Source organism: Streptomyces sp. NPDC048415, assembly GCF_040651675.1.
Lineage (GTDB): Bacteria > Actinomycetota > Actinomycetes > Streptomycetales > Streptomycetaceae > Streptomyces.
This window is the reverse complement of record NZ_JBEZKJ010000002.1, coordinates 77,248-99,703: the sequence shown is the minus strand read 5'-3', so window position 1 is coordinate 99,703 and position 22,456 is coordinate 77,248. Positions and strand designations below refer to the sequence as shown.

Sequence of the window (22,456 nt, the reverse complement as noted above, 5' to 3'; positions counted from 1 at the left end):
CAGTTTCATGGGATTCTCATCGTATGACGCCGATCACCGAGGTGGAGGGGCGAAGGCTCGCGCTGAGCAATCTGGAGAAGGTGCTGTATCCGGCGACCGGCTTCACCAAGGGCGAGCTGCTGCACTACTACGCGACGACCGCCGACGTCCTCCTGCCCCATCTGCGCGACCGGCCCCTGTCCTTCCTGCGCTATCCGGACGGACCGGACGGTCAGCTGTTCTTCGCCAAGAACGTGCCGCCGGGTACGCCCGACTGGGTCGTCACCGCCGAGGTGCCGAGGGCCGAGGGGCCGGCGCGGATGGTGCTGGTGCAGGACCTGGCGAGTCTCGTCTGGGCGGCGAACCTCGTCACCGAGTTCCATACGCCCCAGTGGGTGATCGAAGCGCCGGGCGAAGCGGACCGGCTGGTGTTCGACCTCGACCCGGGGGCGCCGGCGACCGTCGTCGAGTGCTGCGAGGTCGCGCTCTGGCTGCGCGAGCGGCTGGCGGCGGACGGTATCGCGGCGTACGCGAAGACGTCCGGGTCGAAGGGGCTGCATCTGCTGGCGGCGGTGCGGCCGGCTTCCTCCGAGCGGGTGACGGAGTACGCCAAGGGGCTGGCCGTGGAGGCGGAGAAGGCGATGCCGGGGCTGGTCGTGCACCGGATGACGCGAAGTCTGCGGCCGGGGAAGGTCTTCGTCGACTGGAGTCAGAATGCGGCGCGGAAGACGACGGCGGCGCCGTACACGGTGCGGGCGCGGGCGGAGCCCACCGTGTCGGCGCCGGTGACGTGGGAGGAGGTCGCGGGCTGCCGGTCCGCCGGGCAACTGGTCTTCCTCGCCCCGGACATGGCCCCGCGATTGCGGGAGTACGGCGATCTGCTCGAACCCCTGCTCGATGCCGGGGGCGCCGGAGCTCTGCCGTGAGGCACCAGGGGGTTTCGCCCCCCCTCCACCCTCCCCTCCCCTCCCCTTCCCTTCCCTTCACGGGCCCTGGGGGCTCCCCCACGCCCCCGCAATCGCGCTGCGCGCTCGTCCTCAAACGCCGGACGGGCTAAAACACCCACATATGACGGTCTCGGGCCATCGCGTGCAGGGCCTCCACGTCCGCGGGTTTCAGGACGCCGCCCAGGCGGACCAGGGAGTCCAGGTCGGTGTCCTGGAGGATGCGGACCTCGCGTGGCGGTGCGAGCACGTTCAGGTCGGCGGGGCCCGCCACGGCCAGGACCGGGTGGACCTCGGCCGTGAGGGCGTACGAGGCGCGGTCGGCGTCGGCGCGGACCCGGCGCAGCAGCGGACGCTGCTCGTGGCGGCCGACCGTGACCATCGGGTCGGCGACGAGGACGCGCTGCTTGCGGGCGTACAGGGTGCGTACGCAGAAGAGGCCGCCGGGGCCGATGACCAGGTGGTGGATGCGGTCGCCGCCGGGGAGCGGGAGGGAGTGGAGGGTGTGCCAGCCGGCGCCCTCCAGCTGGTCCAGGGCCTCGCCGACCGCCTGCTCGGCGGCGAGCGCGCGGCGCCGCGGGTCGGGCCGCAGGCGGTGCGCCGGGCCCGGATCGCGGTCGAGGGCGATCAGCAGGGCCTCGCCGGGCCGGTTCGGCGCGAGGTCGTCGTCCGGGTGGAGGGTCAGCCGGGCCAGCTCCGCCGGGGTGGGCACCGGCGGCGGTCCCACCGTCACCGGGCCGGTCAGGAAGGGGCCCAGCGCGTCGAGCACCTCCTCGCGCCGGTCCTCGCTGAGCAGATTGACCCGGGCCGCCTCACGGTCGTACCAGGCGACGTTCCTCCCGTCCGTCAGACAGACGTACAGCCGTTCCTGACCGTGCCGCCAGGTCGGTATGACGCGCAGTCCGTTCATGCACCATCACCCCATGACCATGGGAACAGGCGGGGTGCTCCAGGGGCAAGAACCCGGTTACCTTTGGGAGGAGTTGGGGGGAGTGAAGTGGGAGGCGCCATTGCGGACCCGCGGGAAGCAACCCGATGTGCCGGCTCCGGACCGGCCGTGGAGCGAGATCGTGCCCGGCCTGTGGATGGGCGGACACGAGTTCGCGGTCGGCTCCGGGCAGCATGAATTCGCCGTAGTAGGCAATGAGTTCGACCTGGTCCTGACGCTGCTCAGGCTGCCGGGGCACGGGCCGGACCCGAGCGTCGAGCACCATGTGTGGCCGATCCCGGACGGACCCCTGGACGGTACGCAGCTGGCGGGCGTGATGCGTCTCGCGCGGGCCGCGGACGACGCGCTGGAGGAGGGGCGCCGGGTGCTGGTCCGCTGCTATCACGGCTACAACCGTTCGGGGCTGGTCGTCGCGCACGCGCTCGTCCTCGCGGGGCACACCACCGACGAGGCGATCCGGCTGATCCGGTCCCGGCGCTCACCGTGGGCGCTGCACAACGAACTCTTCGTGGACTACCTGCGGGCCGGACTGGCCACCGCCCGCCTCCTGGAGGAGCTCGCGGAGCCGTGAGCCGCGCCGCCCGCCCAGACCCGTCCAGCCGGTGAACAAAAAGGACTTCCCTACGAATAAGGTGTGCGTGGCGACCGATCACCCGGAGCCGCACGCGATCACTCGCAGCGGGCAGCTCGTGGACGGTCCCCGCGCCGACGACATCTTTCTCGACGCCGACCTCGTGCAGTAGCGCCTGCGGGGAGAGGGCGGCCCGGACGCAGGAGTGCAGTGATCCACAGCCGCCCCGCGCGCGCAGCCCTCGGCGCCGCCGTCACCGCCGCGCTGATGACGGCGCTGGCGGGCTGCGGCGACTCCGGCGATCTGCGCGGCGCGGATACGACGCCCACCGCCGTCGGCCCGGCCAAGCTCTGGCCCCAGGTGCCGCCGGCCTCGACCCCCGCCCTCGACTACGGCGAGGCGGACACCGAGACGGTCAAGGGCGTCACGGCGCCCGGCGACGACATCCACCGGGTGGATCCCCTCGCCGTGGTGCGCGCCGAGGTGGCCGCGCATCCGGCCGAGTACAGCGGGCCGCACGCGATGTACGCGCAGACCGTCGACCACCTGGCGGACTGCGGCAAGAAGGGGACGCTCGGCGAGAAGTGCCCGATCCTCCAGGCGTACTACCGCGATCTCACCGGTGACGGGAAGGACGACATGGTGCTCGGCATCCGCTTTCCCAAGCACCAGCTGGCGGTCCGCGTATACACGTTCACGCAGCACAGGCTGGTGCAGGTCATGGGTACCTCCGACAGCGTGGTCAGCGTGGAGCTCGCGGGCCGTCAGGTGATCATCCGCTCCCCCTCGACGCTGCCGGGCTACGAGTTCCGTACGGTCTGGAGCTGGGACCCGCACCAGCAGGCAATGCTGGCCACACGCGACGAGATCCTCCGCGTCCGACCGCCCACGCCGAGGCCCACCGCGTCCCCCACGCTCTCCCCGTCCGCGAGCGCCTCATGAGACAGACGCTCCAGCACCTCCCCCACTGGACCGCCACCCTCACCTGGAAGGCGGCCGCCTTCATCACGGTGATGTGCTGCGGCCTCGCCGCCCTCCTCGGCGTCCTCGTGCACGTGTCGGTGACCGACCAGACCGTCGGCGAGGCGCGTGCCCGCGCGCTCGACCGGCTCACGGACGTGACGACGGCGTACGAGGCGGGAGACCGGCTGCCGCCGGACACCGGCGTCGACCTCCCGGGGCTGCCCGCCCCGCTGCGTGAACTGGCGGCCAACGGGCAGCGCGGCACGATGGTCGGCGACCAGGACACGCAACCCACGATGTGGGCGGCGGGGCCCGCGGACGGCGAACGCGCGCTCGCCGTCCGGTACGACTACGCGCAGGGCGCCCACACCATCGACGCCCTGGACCGGGCGATCGTGTGGTCCTCGGCGCTGGCGATCGGCGCGACGCTGCTGGTGGGCGTGTTCGCGGTGACGCGGGTGACGCGGCGGCTGCACGCGACGGCCCAGGTGGCGCGGCGGATCAGCGCGGGCGACCTGGACGCGCGCGTCGACGATCCCCGGACGCAGAACCCGACACGGCCGCAGGACGAGGTGGCCGCGGTCGCCGGGGCGCTCGACACCATGGCGTCGTCGCTGCAGAGCAAGCTGCTGAGCGAGCAGCGGTTCACCGCCGACGTGGCGCACGAGCTGCGCACCCCGCTGACCGGGCTGCACTCGGCGGCAGAGCTGTTGCCGCCGGGGCGCCCGACCGAGCTGGTCCGCGACCGGGTGGCCACGTTGCGCACGCTCACCGAGGACCTGTTGGAGATCTCCCGGCTGGACGCCCGGAGCGAGCGGCTTGAGCTGGACTCGGAGGCGCTGGCGCCGCTGGCCGAGCGGGTGGTGCGGGCGTCGGGGACGGACACCGAGGTCCGGGTCGTACGGGACGCGCGGGTGGAGACCGACCGGCGCCGGCTGGAGCGGGTGCTCGGCAATCTGGTGGCGAACGCGCACAAGCACGGCGCGGGGCCGGTGGTGCTGACGGTCGACGGGCCGGTGGTCACCGTGCGGGACCACGGTGACGGCTATCCGAAGTACCTCGTGGAGCACGGGCCGCAGCGCTTCCGCACGGAGGGCGGTTCGAAGGGGCACGGGCTCGGGCTGACCATCGCGCTCGGCCAGTCAGAGGTACTGGGCGCGCGGCTCTCGTTCGGCAACGCGCCCGAGGGCGGCGCGGTGGCGACTCTGACACTCCCCCATCCCGACCGTGCCGAAGGACCGTCCGGAGCAATGTGAAGGGCCGTCCGGAGGGCCCTGAGCGCCTTCGCCTCCCCGATGGCTCAGTGCGACCTGCGCACGCCTGACTCGGCTCCTAATGTGGCGATAAGTCAGGTTCGCCCCCTTCTTGGAGGAGCCCCCCATGTCCCTGCGATCCACCTGCGTGCGTCTCGGTATAGCTCTCACCGCCGGCAGCCTCGTTGCCTTCGCCGGCACCACGCCCGCCCTGGCCGGCGGTGACCCGAATGCCGGGGGCGGCTCCAACGTCCCGCCGGTCGGGGTGGGGATCGGCGGCGTCAACAACGGACTCGGCTTCAACAACGGTTTCACCAACGGGCCCGGCTTCAACAACGGCTTCAACAACGGCTTCAATAACGGGCCCGGCTTCAACAACGGATTCAACAACGGGCCCGGCGGCTTCAACAACGGATTCAACAACGGGCCCGGCTTCAACAATGGGCCCGGCTTCAACAACGGACGCGGCTTCAACAACGGCTTCAACAACGGACGCGACTTCGACGACGAATTCGGCGACGGACGCGACTTCGACAACAGATTCGACGACGGACGCGACTTCGACAATGACTTCGGCGATGGGCACGACTTCGACGACGAATTCGGCGACGGCGACGGTGGCGACCACGACGATGCCCGTACGACCAGGGGCAGAGTCACCCGCAACGGCGGGCTGGCCCTGCGCAGCCGCCCGGATCGCGAGAGTCGGCTGATCCGTGTCGCACGACGTGGCGAGACCGTGCGCATCCTCTGCAAGGCCTCGGGCGAGTCGGTCCACGGCAACCGCATCTGGTACCTGCTCAGGGACGGCACTTCGGCCTGGGGCCCCGCGCGTTTCATCGAGACCTTCGGCGAGTCACCCCGCTGGTGCTGACGCCGACTCCACGGAAGGTGCACTGGAACAGCCCGTTTATCAGCACATAACGGGACATCAGCTCCCCCGCTTGCTACGTTCCGGACATGATGCAGCCCGGAATGCCCGGAACGACGCTGGCAGCGGCGCCGCCCCCTCCCGCTGTACGCCTGCCCAGGCGCCGTGGCATCGAGTTCAGCCTCCTCGTCGTCGCCGTCCTGCTCTGCGTGTGCGGCTACTGCGCGGTCGGTCTCGCGAAGAACGGCACCGTCCCGCCCGGCGCCGCCGGTTACGGCGCCGGGCTCGGTGTGCTCGCGCTCCTCGCCCATCTCGCGGTGCGGCTGCGAGCGCCGTACGCCGATCCGCTGCTGCTCCCCATCGCCGTACTCCTCAACGGCCTCGGCCTGGTGCTGATCTACCGGCTCGACCTGGAGACCCCGGACGACCAGGCGGCTCCCACCCAACTGATCTGGTCGACGCTCGGTGTCGCGTTCTTCATCTCGGCCGTGCTCTTCCTGCGCGACCACCGCGTCCTGCAGCGCTACACCTACGTCTCCGTGGTCACCGCCCTGCTCCTGCTGATCATGCCGATCCTCTTCCCGGCCGTGAACGGTGCCCGCATCTGGATCCGGATCGCCGGATTCTCCATCCAGCCGGGCGAGTTCGCGAAGGTGCTCCTCGCGGTCTTCTTCGCCGGTTATCTGGCCGCCAACCGCAACGCGCTCGCGTACACCGGCCGACAGATCTGGAAGTTCAGGCGGCTCCAGCTGCCCACCGGCCGGGTGCTCGGCCCCATCGTCACGATCTGGCTGCTCAGCGTGCTGGTACTGGTCCTCGAGCGGGACCTCGGAACCTCGCTGCTCTTCTTCGGCCTGTTCGTGATCCTGCTGTACGTCGCCACCGGCCGCACCGGCTGGATCGCGGTCGGGCTGCTGCTGGCCTGCGTGGGCGCGGTGGCCGTCGGCTGGCTCGAACCGCACGTGAACAGCCGCGTGCAGGACTGGCTGCACCCCTTCGCGTCGATCGAGGCGGGCCGGGGACCCAACCAACTCGCCCAGTCCCTCTTCGCGTTCGCCACCGGCGGGATGCTCGGCACCGGCCTCGGGCTCGGCCACTCCATCCTCATCGGCTTCGCCGCCAAGTCGGACTTCATCCTGGCGACGGCGGGCGAGGAGCTCGGCCTGCTCGGCCTGTCCGCGGTCTTCCTCCTGTACGCCCTTCTCGTGGAACGCGGCTACCGGGCGGGCCTCGCCCTGCGCGACCCCTTCGGGCGGCTGCTGGCGATCGGTCTCGCGTCGATCGTGGCGCTCCAGGTGTTCGTGATCGCGGGCGGGGTGACCGGTCTCATCCCGCTGACAGGGATGGCGATGCCCTTCCTCGCACAGGGCGGCTCCTCGGTCGTCACCAACTGGATCATCGTGGCGCTGCTGATCCGGATCAGCGATTCGGCCCGCAGCCAGTACGACGGGACGGCGGCGCCATGACCAAGTACATCCGCCGGGCCGCCGTGCTCTGCGCACTGCTGCTCGTCGCGCTGCTCGTGAACGCCGCCCGCGTCCAGGTCTTCCAGGCCGGGTCGTACGACAACAATCCCGCCAACCGCCGTCAGACGATCGCGCGTTACGGGCAGCCGCGCGGCGACATCGTCGTCGACGGCCATACGGTCACCGGCTCCAACGACACCGGCGAGCAGCTGCGCTACGAACGGACTTACACGGACGGGCCGTTGTACGCGCCGGTCACCGGCTTCGCCTCGCAGCTGTACGGGACGACGTTCCTGGAGAACGCCGAGGACGGCATCCTCTCCGGCGCCGACCCGAACCTCGCCCCGCTCCCCCTGTGGAACGACATCACCCGCGCCCCGAACCCCGGCGGCAAGGTCGTCACCACGCTGAACGCGGCGGCCCAGCGGGCGGCGTACGACGGACTCGGCTGGCGCCGGGGCGCGGTGGCCGCGATCGAGCCGGTCACGGGGAGGATCCTGGCGCTGGTCTCCACGCCGTCGTACGACCCGGCGGAGCTGTCCGGCACCGGTGCGGCGGTGACCCGGTCGTGGGGTCGGCTGAACGCCGAGGAGAGCAAGCCGATGCTCAACCGGGCGATCCGGCAGACCTATCCGCCGGGGTCGACGTTCAAGGTGGTGACGGCCGCGGCGGCGCTGGACGCGGGCGTGGTGCGGGATGTGGACGCGCCGACCACCTCTCCCGACCCCTTCCGGCTCCCCGGTACGAGGACCTCGCTCACGAACGAGACCGAGGGCTGCAAGGACGCCTCGCTGCGGTACGCCTTCGAGTGGTCCTGCAACACGGTGTTCGCCAAGCTGGGCGTGGACGTGGGCCTTTCCGACATGACGCGCACGGCGGAGAACTTCGGCTTCAACGACCGGAAGGTGAGGATCCCGTTCTCGGTCGCACCGAGCAATTTCGATCTGCAGCTCGACAAGGCGCAGCTGGCCCTCTCCTCCATCGGGCAGTTCAACACCCGGGCGACCCCCCTCCAGATGGCGATGATCTCGGCGGCCGTGGCGAGCGGCGGTTCCGTCAAGTCGCCCTACCTGGTGGAGAGGACGACCACGAGGCACGGCGGCACGGTGTCCACGACCGGGCCGCGGACCCTGCGCCAGGCGATGAGCCCGGCGACCGCGGCGCGCATGCGCCGGCTGATGACCGACGCGGTGAAGGAGGGCACCGGGACCGAGGCCGCCATTCCCGGCGCCACCGTCGGTGGCAAGACGGGCACCGCCCAGCATGGTGTCGGCAACTCCGCCATGCCCTACGCCTGGTTCATCTCCTGGGCCCAGGCCGGCGACGCGATGGAGCCGGCGGTGGCGGTCGCGGTCGTCGTCGAGGACGCGGCGGCCGTGCGCGGGGAGATCAGCGGGGGCGGGGACGCCGCGCCGATCGCGAAGGCGGTGATGAAGGCGGTGCTCGCTTCGTGAGACGGGGATGGCGCAGGGTGACAGCACCGACCTAACGTTCGGTCATGACTTCGTCCACTGCTGCGTACGAGCTCGCTCAGGTCAACATCGCACGGCTCAAAGCTCCTTTGGACTCACCTCAGTTGAAGGACTTCGTCGAGGCCCTCGATCCTGTGAACGCCGTCGCGGACGCGGCGGACGGTTTCGTCTGGCGGCTGCAGAGCGACTCCGGCAACGCCACGGACGTACCCGTTTTCGGGGACGACTGGCTGATCGTCAACATGACCACGTGGCGGGACATGAAGGCCCTGACGGCGTTCATGTACGAGGGGCAGCACCGGGAGTTGCTGGCGCGGCGGCGCGAGTGGTTCGAGCGGTTGGAGGAGGCGGTGACGGCGTTGTGGTGGGTTCCGGCCGGACATCAGCCCCCTGTGGCGGAGGCCGAGGCGCGGCTGCTGCACCTGCGGGAGCACGGGCCCACTCAGTACGCGTTCACGCTGCGGTCGGCTTTCCCGCCGGGTGTGTAGGGCCTGTCAGCTGGTGGGGCAGGGACAGCCGGGTCAGGAGGTGCCCTTCTCGATCATCTCCTCCACCTCCGCCACCCGTTGCTTCTCCTCCGCCGCGAACCGTTCCGCGTCCAGCTTTTCCGCGATCTCCTCGTCCTGGGCCATGAGCAGATCCAGGTTGGAATTGCCCATGTCGAAGACGCCCATGTCGACATAGGCCTGTTGCAGGCGTTTGCCCCACAGGCCGATGTCCTTGACGCAGGGGACGATGCGGCTGAAGAGCAGCTGGCGGAAGAGGTGCAGGAATTCGGACTGCTCGCTGTATGTCTCGGCCTCGGCCTTCGGGATGCCGAAGTTCTCGAGGACTTCCACTCCGCGAAGCCGGTCCCGCATCAAATAGCAGCCCTCGATCACGAATTCCTCGCGTTCGCGCAGTTCGGCGTCCGAGAGTTGTTTGTAGTAATCGCGGAGCGCCATGCGGCCGAAGGCGACGTGGCGGGCCTCGTCCTGCATCACGTACGCGAGGATCTGTTTCGGCAGGGGCTTGTCCGTGGTGTCGCGGATCATGCCGAAGGCGGCCAGCGCCAGGCCCTCGATCAGGACCTGCATGCCGAGGTAGGGCATGTCCCAGCGGGAGTCGCGGAGGGTGTCGCCGAGGAGAGACCGCAGGTCGTCGTTGATCGGGTAGAGCATGCCGATCTTCTCGTGCAGGAACCGGGCGTAGACCTCAGCGTGTCGGGCCTCGTCCATGGTCTGGGTGGCCGAATACAACTTCGCGTCCAGGTCCGGGACCGACTCGACGATGCGCGCCGCGCAGACCATCGCGCCCTGTTCGCCGTGCAGGAACTGGCTGAACTGCCAGGAGGCGTAGTGCTTGCGCAGTTCACCCTTGTCCCGGTCGGTCATCTTCGCCCAGTACGGCGTTCCGTACAGGGTCATGGCCTCGTCCGGGGTGCCGAGCGCATCGCAGGGGTCCACTTCGAGGGCCCAGTCGATCCGTTTCTGGCCGTCCCACTGCTTGTCCTTGCCCTTCTGGTAGAGGGCGAGGAGGCGATCGCGGCCGTCGTCGTACTCCCAGCTGAAGCGTGCCGCCCCGGAGGCCGGTACCTGCCAGACGGGATCTCCCGAATCCTTGGCGTACAGCTCATGCGTCGGCATACCTCGCAGGCTCACACGGGGTAGACGCGTCGTCAACAAGTCGGACGCAAGGGATTGACGAGCTTGCTGACAAGCAGTCTCATAAGACGTGACCGCCGGTAACCCATGGAGATCCCGTACGACGAGGTGGGAACAGCGATGACGACCGTGCCGGAAGCCGATGTGCTGAGGGATGCGCTCGGCCTGCTCAAGGACCGGGAGCAGGTGGCCGAGCGGCTGCTCGACTCTTCCGCCAAGCACTCCTTCGACCCGGACAAGGAGCTGGACTGGGACGCGCCCTTCGAGGAGGGCAAGTGGTTCTGGCCGCCGGAGCTGGTGTCGCTGTACGACACCCCGATGTGGAAGCGGATGAGCGAGGAGCAACGGATCGCACTGTCGCAGCACGAGGCCGCGGCGCTGGCGTCGCTGGGGATCTGGTTCGAGATCATCCTGATGCAGCTGCTGGTGCGGCACATCTACGACAAGGCGGCGACGAGCGCGCATGTGCGGTACGCGCTGACCGAGATCGAGGACGAGTGCCGGCACTCGAAGATGTTCGCCCGGCTGATCTCCCGGGGCGGGACGCCGTACTACCCGGTGAGCCGGGCACATCTGAATCTCGGCCGGCTCTTCAAGACCATCTCGACCACGCCCGGCTCCTTCACGGCCACGCTGCTCGGGGAGGAGATCCTCGACTGGATGCAGCGGCTGACCTTCCCGGACGAGCGGGTGCAGACCCTCGTCCGGGGAGTCACGCGCATCCATGTGGTGGAGGAGGCGCGGCATGTGCGGTACGCGCGGGAGGAGCTGCGGCGGCAGATGGTCACGGCGCCGCGGTGGTCGCAGGAGTTCACCCGGGTCACCTCGGGCGAGTTCGCGCGCGTCTTCTCCGTCGCCTTCATCAATCCCGAGGTCTACACGAACGTCGGGCTCGACAAGCGGGAGGCGTTGGCGCAGGTCAAGGCGAGTGGGCACCGACGTGAGGTGATGCAGACCGGCGCGAAGCGGCTCACGGACTTCCTGGACGAGATCGGAGTGCTGCGGGGGGCCGGGCGGCGGCTGTGGAAGTCGTCGGGGTTGCTGGCGTAACCGCCGGGGGGCTTCGGCAGGACTAAGCCCCTGCGGCGTCTGAGGAGGCAGGGTCTGGGCCGAAGCCCCAGGACGGGACGGGACGGACAGGGGCGGAGGGGGCGAAACCCGTTACGCTGCCGAACATGACCTCCGAGGCTCCGACCCGCGCATACCGTCGGCTCAGCGTCGAGGAGCGGCGCAGTCAGCTGCTCGAGGCGGCCCTGTCGCTCTTCGCCCAGCGGGTGCCCGAGGAGGTCTCGCTGGACGATGTGGCGGAGGCGGCCGGGGTGTCGCGGCCCCTGGTGTACCGGTACTTCCCGGGCGGCAAGCAGCAGCTGTACGAGGCCGCGCTCAGGTCGGCCGCGGAGGAGCTGGAGCACTGCTTCGCGGAGCCTCCGGAAGGACCGCTCAGCGAGCGGCTGTCCCGGGCTCTGGACCGGTATCTCGCCTTCGTGGACCAGCACGACGCCGGATTCAGCGCGCTGCTGCAGGGCGGGAGCGTCATCGAGACCTCGCGGACCACGGCGATAGTGGACGGGGTGCGGCGGGCCGCCGCCGAGCACATCCTTGATCACCTGGCGGTCGAGGACCCCGGGCCACGGCTGCGGATGACCGTACGGATGTGGATCACCGCCGTGGAGGCCGCCTCGCTGATCTGGCTCGACGAGCACAAGGAACCGCCGTTGGACGAGCTGCGGGACTGGCTCGTGGAGCAGTTCGTGGCGGCCCTGGTGGCGAGTGCGGGGCGGGATCCGCAGGCCGCGGGGGTGGTGCGGGCGGCGCTCGCGCTGGAGGGGCCGGAGGGCATCGTGGGAACGCTCGTACGCCGTGTGCTGCCCGTTGTCGGGGATGCGGCCCACCTGCTGTGACACTGGTCCGGTGAAGAGCGAAGACACCCCCTTTGTCGGCGGCCCCCTGGACGGGCGCGTCCTGCCCGTGCTGCTCGGGCTCACCGGGCACCCGCCGAAGACGTACCGGGTTCCGGTGCCGGCCCCTGACGGCGGCCCTCCCACGGTCCTCGTCTACCGGCGCGTTCAGGCGAGCCGGAGCAAGCGGCTGGGGCTGCATCAGGGGTGGAAGTACGAGTATGCCGCCGAAGGTGAAAAGGGGGCGGGGAAGCCGGGGGGCGGCCCGAAGTGGCCTTGGTCGAAGAGCGAGGCGCCGAAGAGCGGGACCGAGGGCGACGCCACGCCGGATCCCCACGCCGACGAGTGACCTTCTTGGGCCGAAGCGGCCAGCCGGCGCGCGCTCGGGTCGCGGCCGCCCGATCCTTCCGGTGCGAGGTGGACGTACCACCCCCGCAAGCACCGGAGGTGATGAGGTGTCAGGAAGGCTTCTGCGTCTGGTCTGTACGGCTGCGGTGGCGGCCGGCGCGTTGTTCGCGCCGTCGAGCGCGGCGGCCGTCCCGGACCCTGGGCCGGGAGCGGGCAAGCCCGGACAGCGGTCCGTCTCCGAACTGCTGACGGACCTTCAGCGGCTGTACCGGGACGCCGAGCGGGCCACCGAGGCGTACGACGCGACCGCCGAGAAGCTGAGGAAGCAGCGCGCCGAGGTCGCCCGGCTCGACTCCGCCCTCGCGAGGGCCCGCCTCTCGCTGCACGACAGCCGCGGCGCCGCGGGACGGCTCGCCCGGCAGCAGTACCAGAACAGCGGCGAGATCTCGTCGTATGTGCGGCTGCTGCTCGCCCGCGATCCGCAGCACGCCCTCGACCAAGGGCATGTGATCGGGCAGTTGTCGCTGGAGCGGGCCAAGACCGTGCGGCGGGTGGTGGGCAGCGAGCAGAGGACCGACGCGCTCGCGCGTGCCGCCCGCAAGGCGCTCGACGGCCAACTCACCCTCGCCCAGCGGCAGAAGAAGGAACGGGATGACGTGCGCAGGCAGCTCGGTCAGGTGGAGGAGCTGCTTGCCGCACTGACCGTCGACCAGCTGGCCGAGCTGGACCGGTTCGAGAAGTCGGGGGTGGCCACGGCCCAGAAGAAGTTCATGGCCTCGGGGGCGCTCAGCAGCGAACGGCGGCCCTCGGTGGAGGGCGAGCGGGCGCTGCGGTACGCCGTGGGGCAGATCGGCAAGCCGTATCAGTGGGGCGCGGAGGGGCCGACGTCGTACGACTGCTCGGGCCTCACCTCGCAGGCGTGGCAGCGGGCCGGACAGCCCATCCCCCGAACCAGTCAGGAGCAGTGGGCCCGGCTCCCCCGGATTCCACTGAGCAGGCTGCGCCCCGGGGACCTGGTGATCTACTTCCCCGAGGCCACGCATGTAGCCCTGTATCTGGGCGATGGGATGGTGGTGCAGGCGCCGCGCCCGGGGACAGAGATCAAGGTCTCGCCCATTGCCGCCAATCCCGTGCGGGGGGCCGTGCGTCCCGATCCGGGCGGGGAGCCCCTGCGGCACTACACGCCGCCGAAGCTCCCCCCAGGGGCAACCGATGGATCTGACGAGGGCTACAGAGCCCCCGTCAGGGGCGCGGGGCTGTGACCTCACGGGGCTGAGCCGCGTGGGCGCGACCAGCCACGAACGGCCCGCACCCGGAGCAGCAGGCTCAGGCCCCGGCCACCGAAGCCAAGTAAGCCCCCGTCTTCTCCGGTTCATAGAAGAAGTTCTCGAAGTCGGCCGGGTCGTTGAAGCCGTTGGCGAATCGATCCGCCACCGGCGGGAGCTGACCCGCGGCGCCGATGAGGTTCAGCACATGCTCCGGCGGAACGCCCAGCATGGCGTTCGTCCACTTGGTCACGTGCTGGGCCGTGTCCCAGTACCGGTCGAACGTGGCCCGCATCCACTCCTCGTCGAAGGGCTTGTCACCCTGCTCGAGGATCGAGGCGAGGTACGCTGCCGCGCACTTGGAGGCGGAGTTGGAGCCCTGCCCGGTAATCGGGTCGTTCGCCACCACCACGTCCGCGACACCGAGGACCAGTCCCCCGCCGGGCAGGCGACCGATCGGATTGCGGACAGTGGGCGCGTAGCGCCCCGACAAGGTGCCGCCCGCGTCGGTCAGTTCGACCTTGCTTGTCCGCGCGTACTCCCACGGCGTGAACCGCTCCATGAGTTCCAGGGTCAGGGAAAGGTGTTCGGCTGGGTCCTTGACGCCGGTGAAGACGTCGAGCGGGCCGCCGGGTATGCCTTCCCAGAAGAGGATGTCGGCGCGGCCGGAGGTGGTCAGGGTCGGCATGATGAACAGCTCGCCGACACCCGGGACCAGGTTGCAGCGGACCGCGTCGTAGTCCGGGTGCTCCGGGCGCGGGCCGAGGCCATGGACGTAGGAGACCGCGAGGGCACGCTGCGGCTCGCTGTACGGGGAACGGGAGGCGTCGCGGCCGAACATCGACACCAGCTCGCCCTTGCCCGCCGAGACCAGCACCAGGTCGTACGTACGGGCGAAGTAGTCGAGGTCGGAGACCGCGGCGCCGTGGATGACCAGCTGGCCGCCGCGCTGCGCGAACGTCTCCATCCAGCCGGCCATCTTCACGCGCTGGTCGACGGACTGCGCGTACCCGTCGAGCTTGCCCACCCAGTCGATCGCGCGCTGCGAGGGGCCCGGGTCGAACGAGCCCGGGACGGCCACCGAGACGCCGAGTCCTTCGATCTTCGGGGCCTGGGACTCCCAGAAGTTCAGCTGGAGATCGCGCTCGTGCTGGAGTGCCGTGTCGAACATGCACTGCGTCGACATGACACGGCCACTGCGGATCTCGTCCGCCGTCCGGTTCGACATCAGGGTGACCTCGTACCCGTGCGACTGGAGGCCGAGGGCGAGCTGGAGTCCGGACTGGCCGGCTCCGACGACGAGTATCTTCCGCATGCGGGTGCTGTCTCCTACTCGGGGCTGACTTCGAGCGCGTGGCCGACCAGGGCCAGAAGGGTCTCCACGACCGAGATCCGGCGGCGCGCGTCCATGATCATGACAGGTATGTGCGGGGGCACCGTGAGGGCCTCGCGCACGTCCTCGGGCTCGAACTGCTCGCTGCCGTCGAAGTGGTTGACGGCCACGATGTACGGCAGTCCGCAGCTCTCGAAGTAGTCGAGGGCCGGGAAGCAGTCCGACAGCCGGCGGGTGTCGGCGAGGACCACCGCGCCGATCGCGCCGCGCGTCAGGTCGTCCCACATGAACCAGAACCGCTGCTGGCCCGGCGTACCGAAGAGGTAGAGCACCAGGTCGTCGTCGAGCGTGATGCGGCCGAAGTCCATGGCCACGGTGGTGGTCAGCTTCTCCGGCGTACCGGTGAGGTCGTCGGTGTCCTCGCTGGCCTGCGTCATCAGCGCCTCCGTCTGGAGGGGCGTGATCTCCGAGACGGCGGTGACGAGGGTGGTCTTGCCGACACCGAAGCCGCCCGCGACGACGATCTTGGTGGCGATCGGGGCGCGGGTTCGGTCCGTCTGCCAGGCCTGCAGGTTCTCGTCCGCGTCCGGCGCGGCGATGACGTCAGAGACGACGGAGTCCACTCAGCACCCTTTCCAGCAGAGCGCGGTCCGGCTGTCCCGTGCCGTGACCGGTTCCATACACACGGATCTTTCCCTGGTCCGCCAGGTCGCTCAGGAGCACCCGGACCACGCCGAGCGGCATCCTGAGCAGAGCGGCGATCTCGGCCACCGTGCGCATCCGGCGGCAGAGTTCGACGATGGCCCGCATCTCGGGCATCACCCGGCCCGCGAGCGAGCCGTTGCTCAGCTCCTTGCGCTCCTCCGGGGCCTCCAGCGCGGCCACGAACGTCTCCACGAGGAGGACGTGTCCGAAGCGGGTACGGCCGCCGGTGAGCGAGTAGGGGCGTACCCGGGCGGGTTTGCGGTCGCCGCCGCGGACGGGGAGCTTGTGGGCGTTGCTCGACGCGGTCATCGGGCACTCCCCATCGACTCGGACTCAAGGGATTTTCGAAGCTCGCTGCGGAGTTCGGGGGTCAGCACGTGGCCGGCGCGGCCGACGAAGAGCGCCATGTGGTACGCCACCACGCTCATGTCGCAGTCCGGGGAGCCGTGCGCGCCGAGCAGCGAGCCGTCGCTGATCGACATCACGAAGAGGCTGCCCTCGTCCATCGCGACCATCGTCTGCTTGACGTTGCCGCCGTCCATCAGCTTGGCGGCGCCGATGGTGAGGCTGCCGATGCCGGAGACGATGGTGGCGAGGTCGGCGGCGGAGCCCTTGGGACCGGTGGGCCGGGCCGTGTCCGCCGTCCTCGCCTCCGCGTTCCTGCCGGGGTCGGAGGAGAGCAGCAGCAGACCGTCGGAGGAGACGACCGCGACCGACAGGAGGCCCGGCACCTCCTCGACGAGATTCGTCAGCAGCCAGTGCAGATTGCGGGCTTCGCTGCTCAGGCCGAAGGTACTGGGCGCGGTCAACTGCTTGCCTCCTCGACTGTGCCCCCCGGTGCTTCTACGTCCTGTGCGTTGAGCGGGTGCGCGTTGGGCGCGTGTCCTGCGGGAGCGTTCATCTCCGCCGTCTTCTCGGCGATCTCCGCCTCCACGTCGCGGCGGCCCTCCATCGCGCCCCGGTGGAAACCGCCGAGCCTGCGGCGCAGGGCCTCGGCGTCCACGCCGCCCGTGCGCGGCCGGGGGACCGGCGCGGGCGCGGAGATCTTCGGCGTCCGCTTGGGCAGGCCCTTGTCGGTGACCCGGGGGCGGTCCTCGTCCGGCACCCGTTCATGGGTGTCGGGGCCGATGGCATAGGGGTCTGTGGTGGGCCGGGCGAGCTCGAAGGCTTCCTGGGCGGGCTCGGTGGCGGCCGGTGCGGGGGTGGCCGCTTCCGCCGGGGGCTCCGGGATCAGGAGCTCCATCGTGGTCTCGGGCGTCGGCACGGGGTGCCGCGGCTCCGCACCGGCGGGCACCGCTGCGGACGCGGGCTCGGGAGCGGGCCCGGGCGGGGGCGCGGCAGAGGGCGCTCCGGCGCCCAGCGGGGGCACGGTGTCCGGCGCGGAGTCGGCATCGCGGGCGGGAGCCGACGCGCGCGGGGCATCCGGCGCGGACTCGGCATCGCGGGCGGGAGCCGACGCGCGCAGGGCATCCGGCGCGGACTCGGCATCGCGGGCGAGAGCCGACGCACGCACGGCATCCGGCGCGGGCTCGGCATCACGCACGGCACCGGCATCGGCAGCGCGGGCGGAGACCGACGCGGACACGACGCCCGGCGCGGCCTCGCGCACGGCATCCGGCACGGGCTCGCGCACGGCATCCGGCGCGGGCACGACCCCCGGCGCGGGCTCGGCGTCGCGGGCGGGAGCCGACGATTCGGCGTTGTGGGCGGGAGCCGACGATTCGGCGTCGGCGTCGCGTACGGCCGCCTCCGCCGCCGCGATCAGCGGGTCCTCGTCGGCGGCCGGGGTCGGCGGCGTGAGGGCCGAGCGGCCGGGCAGGACGTTGGAGTTGGCCTCGGCGTCCGCGCCCGGCAGCGTCACCGCGGGGGCGCCGCCGGCAACCCGGGCCGTCGTCGGGACGGTGACGGCGGGCGCCGCGGCCAGCATGCCCTTCGGGAGGACGACCACCGCGGCGACACCGCCCTGCTTCTGCTCGCGCAGCCGCACGCGCACGCCGTGCCGGTGGGCGAGCCGGGACACCACGTACAGGCCGAGCCCGAGATCCTCGCCGCTCTCCTGGTCGTACGTGTCCTCCGCCTCGAAGTCGGCAAGGCGGGCGTTGAGCCGGCTCATTCGCGCGTCGGTCATGCCGATGCCCTCGTCCTGCACGGAGAGCATCACCTCGCCGTTCTCCAGCAGCCACCCGGAGACCTCCACGGAGAGGTCGGGCGGCGAGAACGACGTGGCGTTCTCAAGGAGTTCGGCCAGCAGATGGCTGATGTCATCGGCGGCGAACCCGGCGAGATGCGCGTGCGGCGGCAGCGCGGCGATGCGCACCCGCTCGTACCGCTCGATCTCGCTGACCGCGGCCCGTACGACGTCGACGAGCGGGACAGGACCCGCGTGGTGCTGGACGTGCTCGGCGCCCGCGAGGACGAGCAGGTTCTCGCTGTGCCGCCGCATGACGGTGGCGAAGTGGTCGAGCTTGAAGAGGGTGGCGAGGCGGTCCGGGTCCTGCTCGCGCTCCTCCAGACCCTCGATGACGCCGAGTTGGCGTTCGACGAGCCCGAGGGTGCGCAGCGCGAGGTTCACGAAGGTGCCGTGGATGCTGTCGCGCAGCCGCTCCAAGTGGGCGGCTGCCTCGGCGAGTTCGGTCCGCAGCTTGTCGCGCTCGTCGGCCATCAGCCGGCGCTGCCCGATGAGGTGCTTGCGGTCACCCTCCAGGGTGGCGAGCCGCTCGTGCAGCGTCGCGGCGTGCCCGTGCATCGCGTTGACGGAGCGGACGACCTGGGCGAACTCGTCGTTGCGGCCGGTGAACCTGACCGGCTCCTCGCTGCCCGGGTCGGCGGCGATCCGTGCCGAGCCGAGGCGCAGCACGGCCAGTGGGCGGGTGAGGCTGCGGGCCATGCCCATCGAGACGCCGACCGCGACGAGCAGCAGCGTGCCGATGAGGGCGATCCGGATCTCCAGCGCGGTGACATCGTCGTCACGGAGCGCTTCGAGATCCTTGGTGCGGTGGTCGTTGAGGGAGGCCTCGGCGCCGCGCATCAGCTCGATGCGCGCCGACAGGGCGGCGTCGAGCTTCTTGGCGCTGGTGTCGAGTTCCGCGCCGACGAGCGTCGGCTGGTCGGTCAGGCGCGCGAGGTAGGTGTCGGCGGCGCTGACGTCGGGTCCGGTGACCGTGGAGTCGTACGAGGCCGCGGCCTGCTTGGGCGCCGTCTCGCGGAAGTCGGCGAGGGCCGCGTCCGAGCGCAGGCGGCCCTGCTGGGCGGCGGAGCTCAGCGCGTCCCGCTGCTTGGTGTCGGCGGCCGACGAGGTGCTGGTGGTCGTCGGCAGGCCGGTGGCTGGGTCGATGACCGTCTGCGTGGAGCGCGGGATGCTGAGCGCGGCGAGCAGCAGGCCGCGGGCGGCGGCGGACTGCTGGACGGCGGAGTCCAGCTCGGCGAGGGCGTGCGCGCCGGAGCCCGCGCGGGGCGGCAGCCGGTCCGCCAGGTCCTCGGCGAGGGCGTGCAGTTCGGCGATGGCGGCGGAGTACGCCTGGTGCGCTTGGAGAGCACTGCTCTTTCCGGTGAGCGCCGCTCTCCGGAGCGAGGGGATGCCGTCGAGGTCCTTCAGCAGCGCGGCCGGGGCGTCCTCGTCCGCCCGCAACTCCTCGACCTCCCGGTCGACTCGGGTGCTGCGCTGCTCGGAGGGCGCCTTGTCCTTGGGGCGCCCCGCGGCGACGTACGAGGTGACCTCGTCGCGCTCGTCGGCCAGCGAGTGCGCGAGGGTCAGCGCCTGCTGGGTGCGCTGCGCGAGCGTCACCAGGTTCTGGGAGTCGTTCAGTTGCTCCGAGGCGGTCAGCACCGTGGGGGCTCCGGCCCCTGCGATGGCCGCCGCGACGACCGCCACGGCGACGATCAGCCGGGTGCGTACACGGGCGGGCCGCCCCCGGCCCGCGGAGTCGGCGGCGTCGCCGGTGACACCCCCCGTGGAGCTGGAGGCCGTCTGCTTGCCTGTGCGCCTCGGCCGCGTCTTCTGCACCGGTGCTCGCATTCCTGACTCGTGTACCCATGGGCCCGGGTGACGCCCCGTCAATTGCGGCGTCCGCCCGGTACGGCTCCCGACCCTCCCAGTGCCGGTAGGCAGTGGTCCCGCATCATCTGACCCGCCACCCGAAGGAGTGAACCCCGGACGGGAGTTGGCGGGCAAGTTCCTGTGGCGTGTGCGACGGCCTTGCCCGGCGGGCCGGTTGGACGTCGGCGACGCGCTTTGGCAGTATTCGCCGCCACGCCTTGCCGGAGTCGATCATTCCATGCCAAACCCGGCGCCTGAGCTGACGGTCCGCACCTGTTCGGCGACGGTTGCCAGCCTTTCGTGGACCATGTGAAGGGCTCGTGCAGACTGGCCGGATGCGCACTGAACTCGTCTCGCAGCCCGGCGACCCGGACCGCCCCAATGAGGACTTCGCATCGATCGCGCTTCCCGCCTCAGGACAAGGGGGTTCGCTGGTCGTCCTCGACGGGGTGACACCCCCGCGGGGCGACGACGGCTGTCTGCATTCCGTTGCCTGGTTCTCCTCCCGGCTCGGCGGAGCCCTGACTGAACTGTCTGTTTCACTCAGAGATGCACCCCTGGCGGAGGTCCTGTCGCGGGCCATTCGCCGCGTGACCGAGGCCCACGCCGACACCTGTGACCTTTCTCACCCACGCACACCCCAGGCAACCGTGGTCCTCGCGAGGTGGTCCGCGGTCGAGGTCGAGTATCTGGTCCTGTCGGACTCGGCCCTGCTGGTGGAGTCCCCCACGGGCGAGGTCACTGCGCTGCTGGACGACCGCCTCGCCCGCCTCCCCCGCGCCTCGCTCACCACGGACGCGCTCGCCGACGCGACCGTCCGCAACAGGGAAGGCGGCTTCTTCACGGCCGCCGCCGACCCCGCCGTAGCCGCCCGCGCCGTGACCGGGACCGTGCCGCGCGCCTCCGTACGCGCCCTGACCGCCCTCACGGACGGCGCCACCCGCTGGGTGGAGAAGTTCGGCGAGGGCGACTGGCCCGGCCTCTTCACCGTCGTCCGCAAGGAGGGCGCGGGGGCTCTCATCGATCGCGTACGGGCGCTGGAGAGCGCGGACGCCGAGGAGCGGGCGTATCTGCGGCGGAGCAAGACGCATGACGACGCGACGGTGGTGTTCGTGGAGATGTGAGGTTACTTCGCCCCACCCAGCTCCAAGGGGTGAAATTACCTCTCCATACCGACGTTCAACTGGTGCAGCAGTCGGGCCAGTTCCGCGACCTCGCGGGGGTCCCAGCCCGTCAGTTGCCGGACGTACCGCGCACGGCGGGCCTCGCGCACCTTGCGGAAGCGCCTGCGCCCCTCGTCCGTGAGGTGGACGAGCCAGGCGCGGCCGTCGGCGGGGTCGGGTTCGCGGGCGACCAGGCCGAGGTCTTCGAGGGCGCGAAGCTGGCGGGACATCGTGGCCTTGCCGACGCCGATGTAGGCGGCGAGTTCCGTGGCGCGCTGGCGGCCGCACTCGTCCAGGCGTACGAGGAGTCCGTACGCGGAGGACTCCAGGTCGGGATGGACCTCGCGGGCCATCTCCCCGGAGGAGGCGCGGGCGCGCCGCAAGAAAACGGTCAACTCGCGTTCCAGCGCCGGGAACTCCTGGTCCACACCATTTCCCGACGCCTCGGATTCGACACGCGGTCCGCCGCGGTTTCCGTTCTCCTGCACGTCAGCACCCCTGACCCGGTTTCCCGATCCTGAAAGTTTCCGCCAAAAATCGCCATTGCCGCAGCTCCGCCAGTATTTCGCAGGCGTAGACCAACGGCAGCCTCCGGGCCCTCTTCCCACGCCGTCTTCTACGTGCGTAGCTTCTTTACCAGGCAATCACTGGCATGCCCACGCCATCGACAGGTCGATGACGACCTGACCCCCCACGGGCAGGCGCGTGCTGCCCGTGTTCCCCCCACCGAGCACCACCGTGCACCACCGATCTCTTCGGAGGCACGACATGCCCGTGCACAGACACAGACTCGCGACGGCCCACCGCCCCCGCCTGCTCGCGGTGGGAGCCCTGCTCGCCGCCTTCTCCCTCCTGTCCACCCTCCCCTCGTCCGCCGCCGACACCCCCGCCCGTGGCTCCGCCCGCATGGGCATGGGCGTCGTGGCGCACGACGGCCAGGGCGGTACGCCCAGCAGCGGTGACGCCACCCAGACGGAGGGGGTGGACGTCAGCGGCTACCAGGGCAACGTCGCCTGGTCGACCCTGTGGAGCAGCGGGGTCAGATGGGCCTACACGAAGGCGAGCGAGGGGACGTACTACACGAACCCGTACTTCGCCCAGCAGTACAACGGCTCGTACAACGTCGGCATGATCCGCGGCGCGTACCACTTCGCGACCCCCGACACGACGACCGGCGCCACCCAGGCCAACTACTTCGTCGACCACGGCGGCGGCTGGTCCAAGGACGGCAGGACGCTCCCCGGCGCGCTCGACATCGAGTGGAACCCGTACGGGGCGGCCTGTTACGGCAAGACGCAGAGCGCGATGGTCAGCTGGATCAGCAGCTTCCTCACCCAGTACAAGGCGCGCACCGGCCGTGACGCCGTGATCTACACGGCCACCAGCTGGTGGACCCAGTGCACGGGAGACTCCAGCGCCTTCGCCGCCACCAACCCGCTGTGGATCGCCCGTTACGCCTCCGACCCGGGGACGCTGCCAGCGGGCTGGGGCTACTACACGATGTGGCAGTACACGTCGTCCGGACCGACGGTCGGTGACCACGACAAGTTCAACGGCGCGCTCGACCGGGTGGTCGCGCTCGCCAACGGCTGACGTA

Annotated in this window: 22 protein-coding genes; 14 read left to right on the top strand and 8 right to left on the bottom strand. The window is 70.7% G+C overall.

What is annotated here, in order from left to right; all coding sequences use genetic code 11:
- Nucleotides 1–23 precede the first annotated feature (23 nt).
- On the top strand, nucleotides 24–905 hold the full coding sequence (gene ligD / locus AB0D27_RS02025) for a non-homologous end-joining DNA ligase (protein WP_362501021.1): 882 nt from the start codon (nucleotides 24–26) through the stop codon (nucleotides 903–905).
- Between the two features lie 127 nt (nucleotides 906–1,032).
- Here the strand turns inward: ligD and AB0D27_RS02020 are convergent, their stop codons facing one another.
- Nucleotides 1,033–1,833: a nuclease-related domain-containing protein gene (locus AB0D27_RS02020; protein ID WP_362501019.1), complete on the bottom strand. Its 801-nt coding sequence runs from the start codon at nucleotides 1,831–1,833 to the stop codon at nucleotides 1,033–1,035.
- Nucleotides 1,834–1,933: 100 nt separating this feature from the next.
- On the opposite strand from AB0D27_RS02020, the gene AB0D27_RS02015 reads away from it, so the two are divergent.
- The 7 genes from AB0D27_RS02015 (at nucleotide 1,934) to AB0D27_RS01985 (ending at nucleotide 8,956) form a co-directional block, all read left to right on the top strand.
- The gene (locus tag AB0D27_RS02015) at nucleotides 1,934–2,443 is read left to right on the top strand and encodes a dual specificity protein phosphatase family protein (RefSeq protein ID WP_362501405.1); all 510 of its coding nucleotides are present in this window, start codon (nucleotides 1,934–1,936) and stop codon (nucleotides 2,441–2,443) included.
- 210 nt (nucleotides 2,444–2,653) lie between these two features.
- Nucleotides 2,654–3,385, top strand: coding sequence for a hypothetical protein (locus AB0D27_RS02010; protein WP_362501017.1), 732 nt, complete (start codon nucleotides 2,654–2,656; stop codon nucleotides 3,383–3,385).
- Nucleotides 3,382–4,662 carry a HAMP domain-containing sensor histidine kinase gene (locus AB0D27_RS02005; protein ID WP_362501015.1) on the top strand — a complete coding sequence of 427 codons (1,281 nt, stop codon included), beginning with the start codon at nucleotides 3,382–3,384 and terminating at the stop codon, nucleotides 4,660–4,662. The genes AB0D27_RS02010 and AB0D27_RS02005 overlap by 4 nt, the downstream gene beginning before the upstream one ends.
- 124 nt (nucleotides 4,663–4,786) lie before the next feature.
- Entirely contained in the window at nucleotides 4,787–5,533 is a 747-nt protein-coding gene (locus AB0D27_RS02000; RefSeq protein WP_362501013.1) for an SH3 domain-containing protein, read from the top strand.
- A gap of 86 nt (nucleotides 5,534–5,619) precedes the next feature.
- Nucleotides 5,620–6,996 carry an FtsW/RodA/SpoVE family cell cycle protein gene (locus AB0D27_RS01995; protein WP_362501011.1) on the top strand — a complete coding sequence of 459 codons (1,377 nt, stop codon included), beginning with the start codon at nucleotides 5,620–5,622 and terminating at the stop codon, nucleotides 6,994–6,996.
- A complete protein-coding gene (locus AB0D27_RS01990) occupies nucleotides 6,993–8,450 on the top strand; it encodes a penicillin-binding transpeptidase domain-containing protein (RefSeq protein ID WP_362501009.1) in 1,458 nt (485 codons plus the stop codon). The genes AB0D27_RS01995 and AB0D27_RS01990 overlap by 4 nt, the downstream gene beginning before the upstream one ends.
- A gap of 44 nt (nucleotides 8,451–8,494) precedes the next feature.
- Nucleotides 8,495–8,956, top strand: a complete 462-nt coding sequence (locus AB0D27_RS01985; RefSeq protein WP_362501007.1) for a DUF3291 domain-containing protein — start codon at nucleotides 8,495–8,497, stop codon at nucleotides 8,954–8,956.
- 33 nt (nucleotides 8,957–8,989) lie between these two features.
- Here the strand turns inward: AB0D27_RS01985 and AB0D27_RS01980 are convergent, their stop codons facing one another.
- Entirely contained in the window at nucleotides 8,990–10,093 is a 1,104-nt protein-coding gene (locus AB0D27_RS01980; protein WP_362501005.1) for a ferritin-like domain-containing protein, read from the bottom strand.
- Nucleotides 10,094–10,231: 138 nt separating this feature from the next.
- Here AB0D27_RS01980 and AB0D27_RS01975 point away from each other — a divergent pair, with 138 nt between their 5' ends.
- The 4 genes from AB0D27_RS01975 to AB0D27_RS01960 all read left to right on the top strand — a co-directional run bounded on the left by AB0D27_RS01975 (nucleotide 10,232) and on the right by AB0D27_RS01960 (nucleotide 13,619).
- Entirely contained in the window at nucleotides 10,232–11,161 is a 930-nt protein-coding gene (locus AB0D27_RS01975; RefSeq protein ID WP_362501003.1) for a diiron oxygenase, read from the top strand.
- Nucleotides 11,162–11,286: 125 nt separating this feature from the next.
- On the top strand, nucleotides 11,287–12,012 hold the full coding sequence (locus AB0D27_RS01970; protein WP_362501002.1) for a TetR/AcrR family transcriptional regulator: 726 nt from the start codon (nucleotides 11,287–11,289) through the stop codon (nucleotides 12,010–12,012).
- Nucleotides 12,013–12,022: 10 nt separating this feature from the next.
- A complete protein-coding gene (locus tag AB0D27_RS01965) occupies nucleotides 12,023–12,358 on the top strand; it encodes a hypothetical protein (RefSeq protein WP_362501000.1) in 336 nt (111 codons plus the stop codon).
- A gap of 106 nt (nucleotides 12,359–12,464) precedes the next feature.
- Nucleotides 12,465–13,619 carry a C40 family peptidase gene (locus AB0D27_RS01960; protein WP_362500998.1) on the top strand — a complete coding sequence of 385 codons (1,155 nt, stop codon included), beginning with the start codon at nucleotides 12,465–12,467 and terminating at the stop codon, nucleotides 13,617–13,619.
- Between the two features lie 64 nt (nucleotides 13,620–13,683).
- Here the strand turns inward: AB0D27_RS01960 and AB0D27_RS01955 are convergent, their stop codons facing one another.
- Genes AB0D27_RS01955 through AB0D27_RS01935 form a run of 5 tightly spaced genes read right to left on the bottom strand, consistent with a single transcriptional unit; the run spans nucleotide 13,684 to nucleotide 19,663 of the window.
- Entirely contained in the window at nucleotides 13,684–14,937 is a 1,254-nt protein-coding gene (locus tag AB0D27_RS01955; protein ID WP_362500996.1) for a styrene monooxygenase/indole monooxygenase family protein, read from the bottom strand.
- 14 nt (nucleotides 14,938–14,951) lie between these two features.
- A complete protein-coding gene (locus tag AB0D27_RS01950) occupies nucleotides 14,952–15,578 on the bottom strand; it encodes an ATP/GTP-binding protein (protein WP_362500994.1) in 627 nt (208 codons plus the stop codon).
- The gene (locus AB0D27_RS01945; protein WP_362500992.1) at nucleotides 15,559–15,969 is read right to left on the bottom strand and encodes a DUF742 domain-containing protein; all 411 of its coding nucleotides are present in this window, start codon (nucleotides 15,967–15,969) and stop codon (nucleotides 15,559–15,561) included. Before AB0D27_RS01945 ends, AB0D27_RS01950 begins: the two co-directional genes overlap by 20 nt.
- The gene (locus tag AB0D27_RS01940) at nucleotides 15,966–16,469 is read right to left on the bottom strand and encodes a roadblock/LC7 domain-containing protein (protein ID WP_362500990.1); all 504 of its coding nucleotides are present in this window, start codon (nucleotides 16,467–16,469) and stop codon (nucleotides 15,966–15,968) included. The genes AB0D27_RS01945 and AB0D27_RS01940 overlap by 4 nt, the downstream gene beginning before the upstream one ends.
- On the bottom strand, nucleotides 16,466–19,663 hold the full coding sequence (locus tag AB0D27_RS01935) for a nitrate- and nitrite sensing domain-containing protein (RefSeq protein ID WP_362500988.1): 3,198 nt from the start codon (nucleotides 19,661–19,663) through the stop codon (nucleotides 16,466–16,468). Before AB0D27_RS01935 ends, AB0D27_RS01940 begins: the two co-directional genes overlap by 4 nt.
- A 368-nt stretch (nucleotides 19,664–20,031) precedes the next feature.
- Here AB0D27_RS01935 and AB0D27_RS01930 point away from each other — a divergent pair, with 368 nt between their 5' ends.
- Nucleotides 20,032–20,820, top strand: a complete 789-nt coding sequence (locus AB0D27_RS01930; RefSeq protein ID WP_362500987.1) for a protein phosphatase 2C domain-containing protein — start codon at nucleotides 20,032–20,034, stop codon at nucleotides 20,818–20,820.
- A gap of 35 nt (nucleotides 20,821–20,855) precedes the next feature.
- Here the strand turns inward: AB0D27_RS01930 and AB0D27_RS01925 are convergent, their stop codons facing one another.
- Nucleotides 20,856–21,347, bottom strand: a complete 492-nt coding sequence (locus tag AB0D27_RS01925; RefSeq protein ID WP_362500986.1) for a MarR family transcriptional regulator — start codon at nucleotides 21,345–21,347, stop codon at nucleotides 20,856–20,858.
- A gap of 280 nt (nucleotides 21,348–21,627) precedes the next feature.
- Here AB0D27_RS01925 and AB0D27_RS01920 point away from each other — a divergent pair, with 280 nt between their 5' ends.
- Entirely contained in the window at nucleotides 21,628–22,452 is an 825-nt protein-coding gene (locus AB0D27_RS01920) for a lysozyme (protein ID WP_362500985.1), read from the top strand.
- The last annotated feature ends 4 nt before the right edge of the window (nucleotides 22,453–22,456 follow it).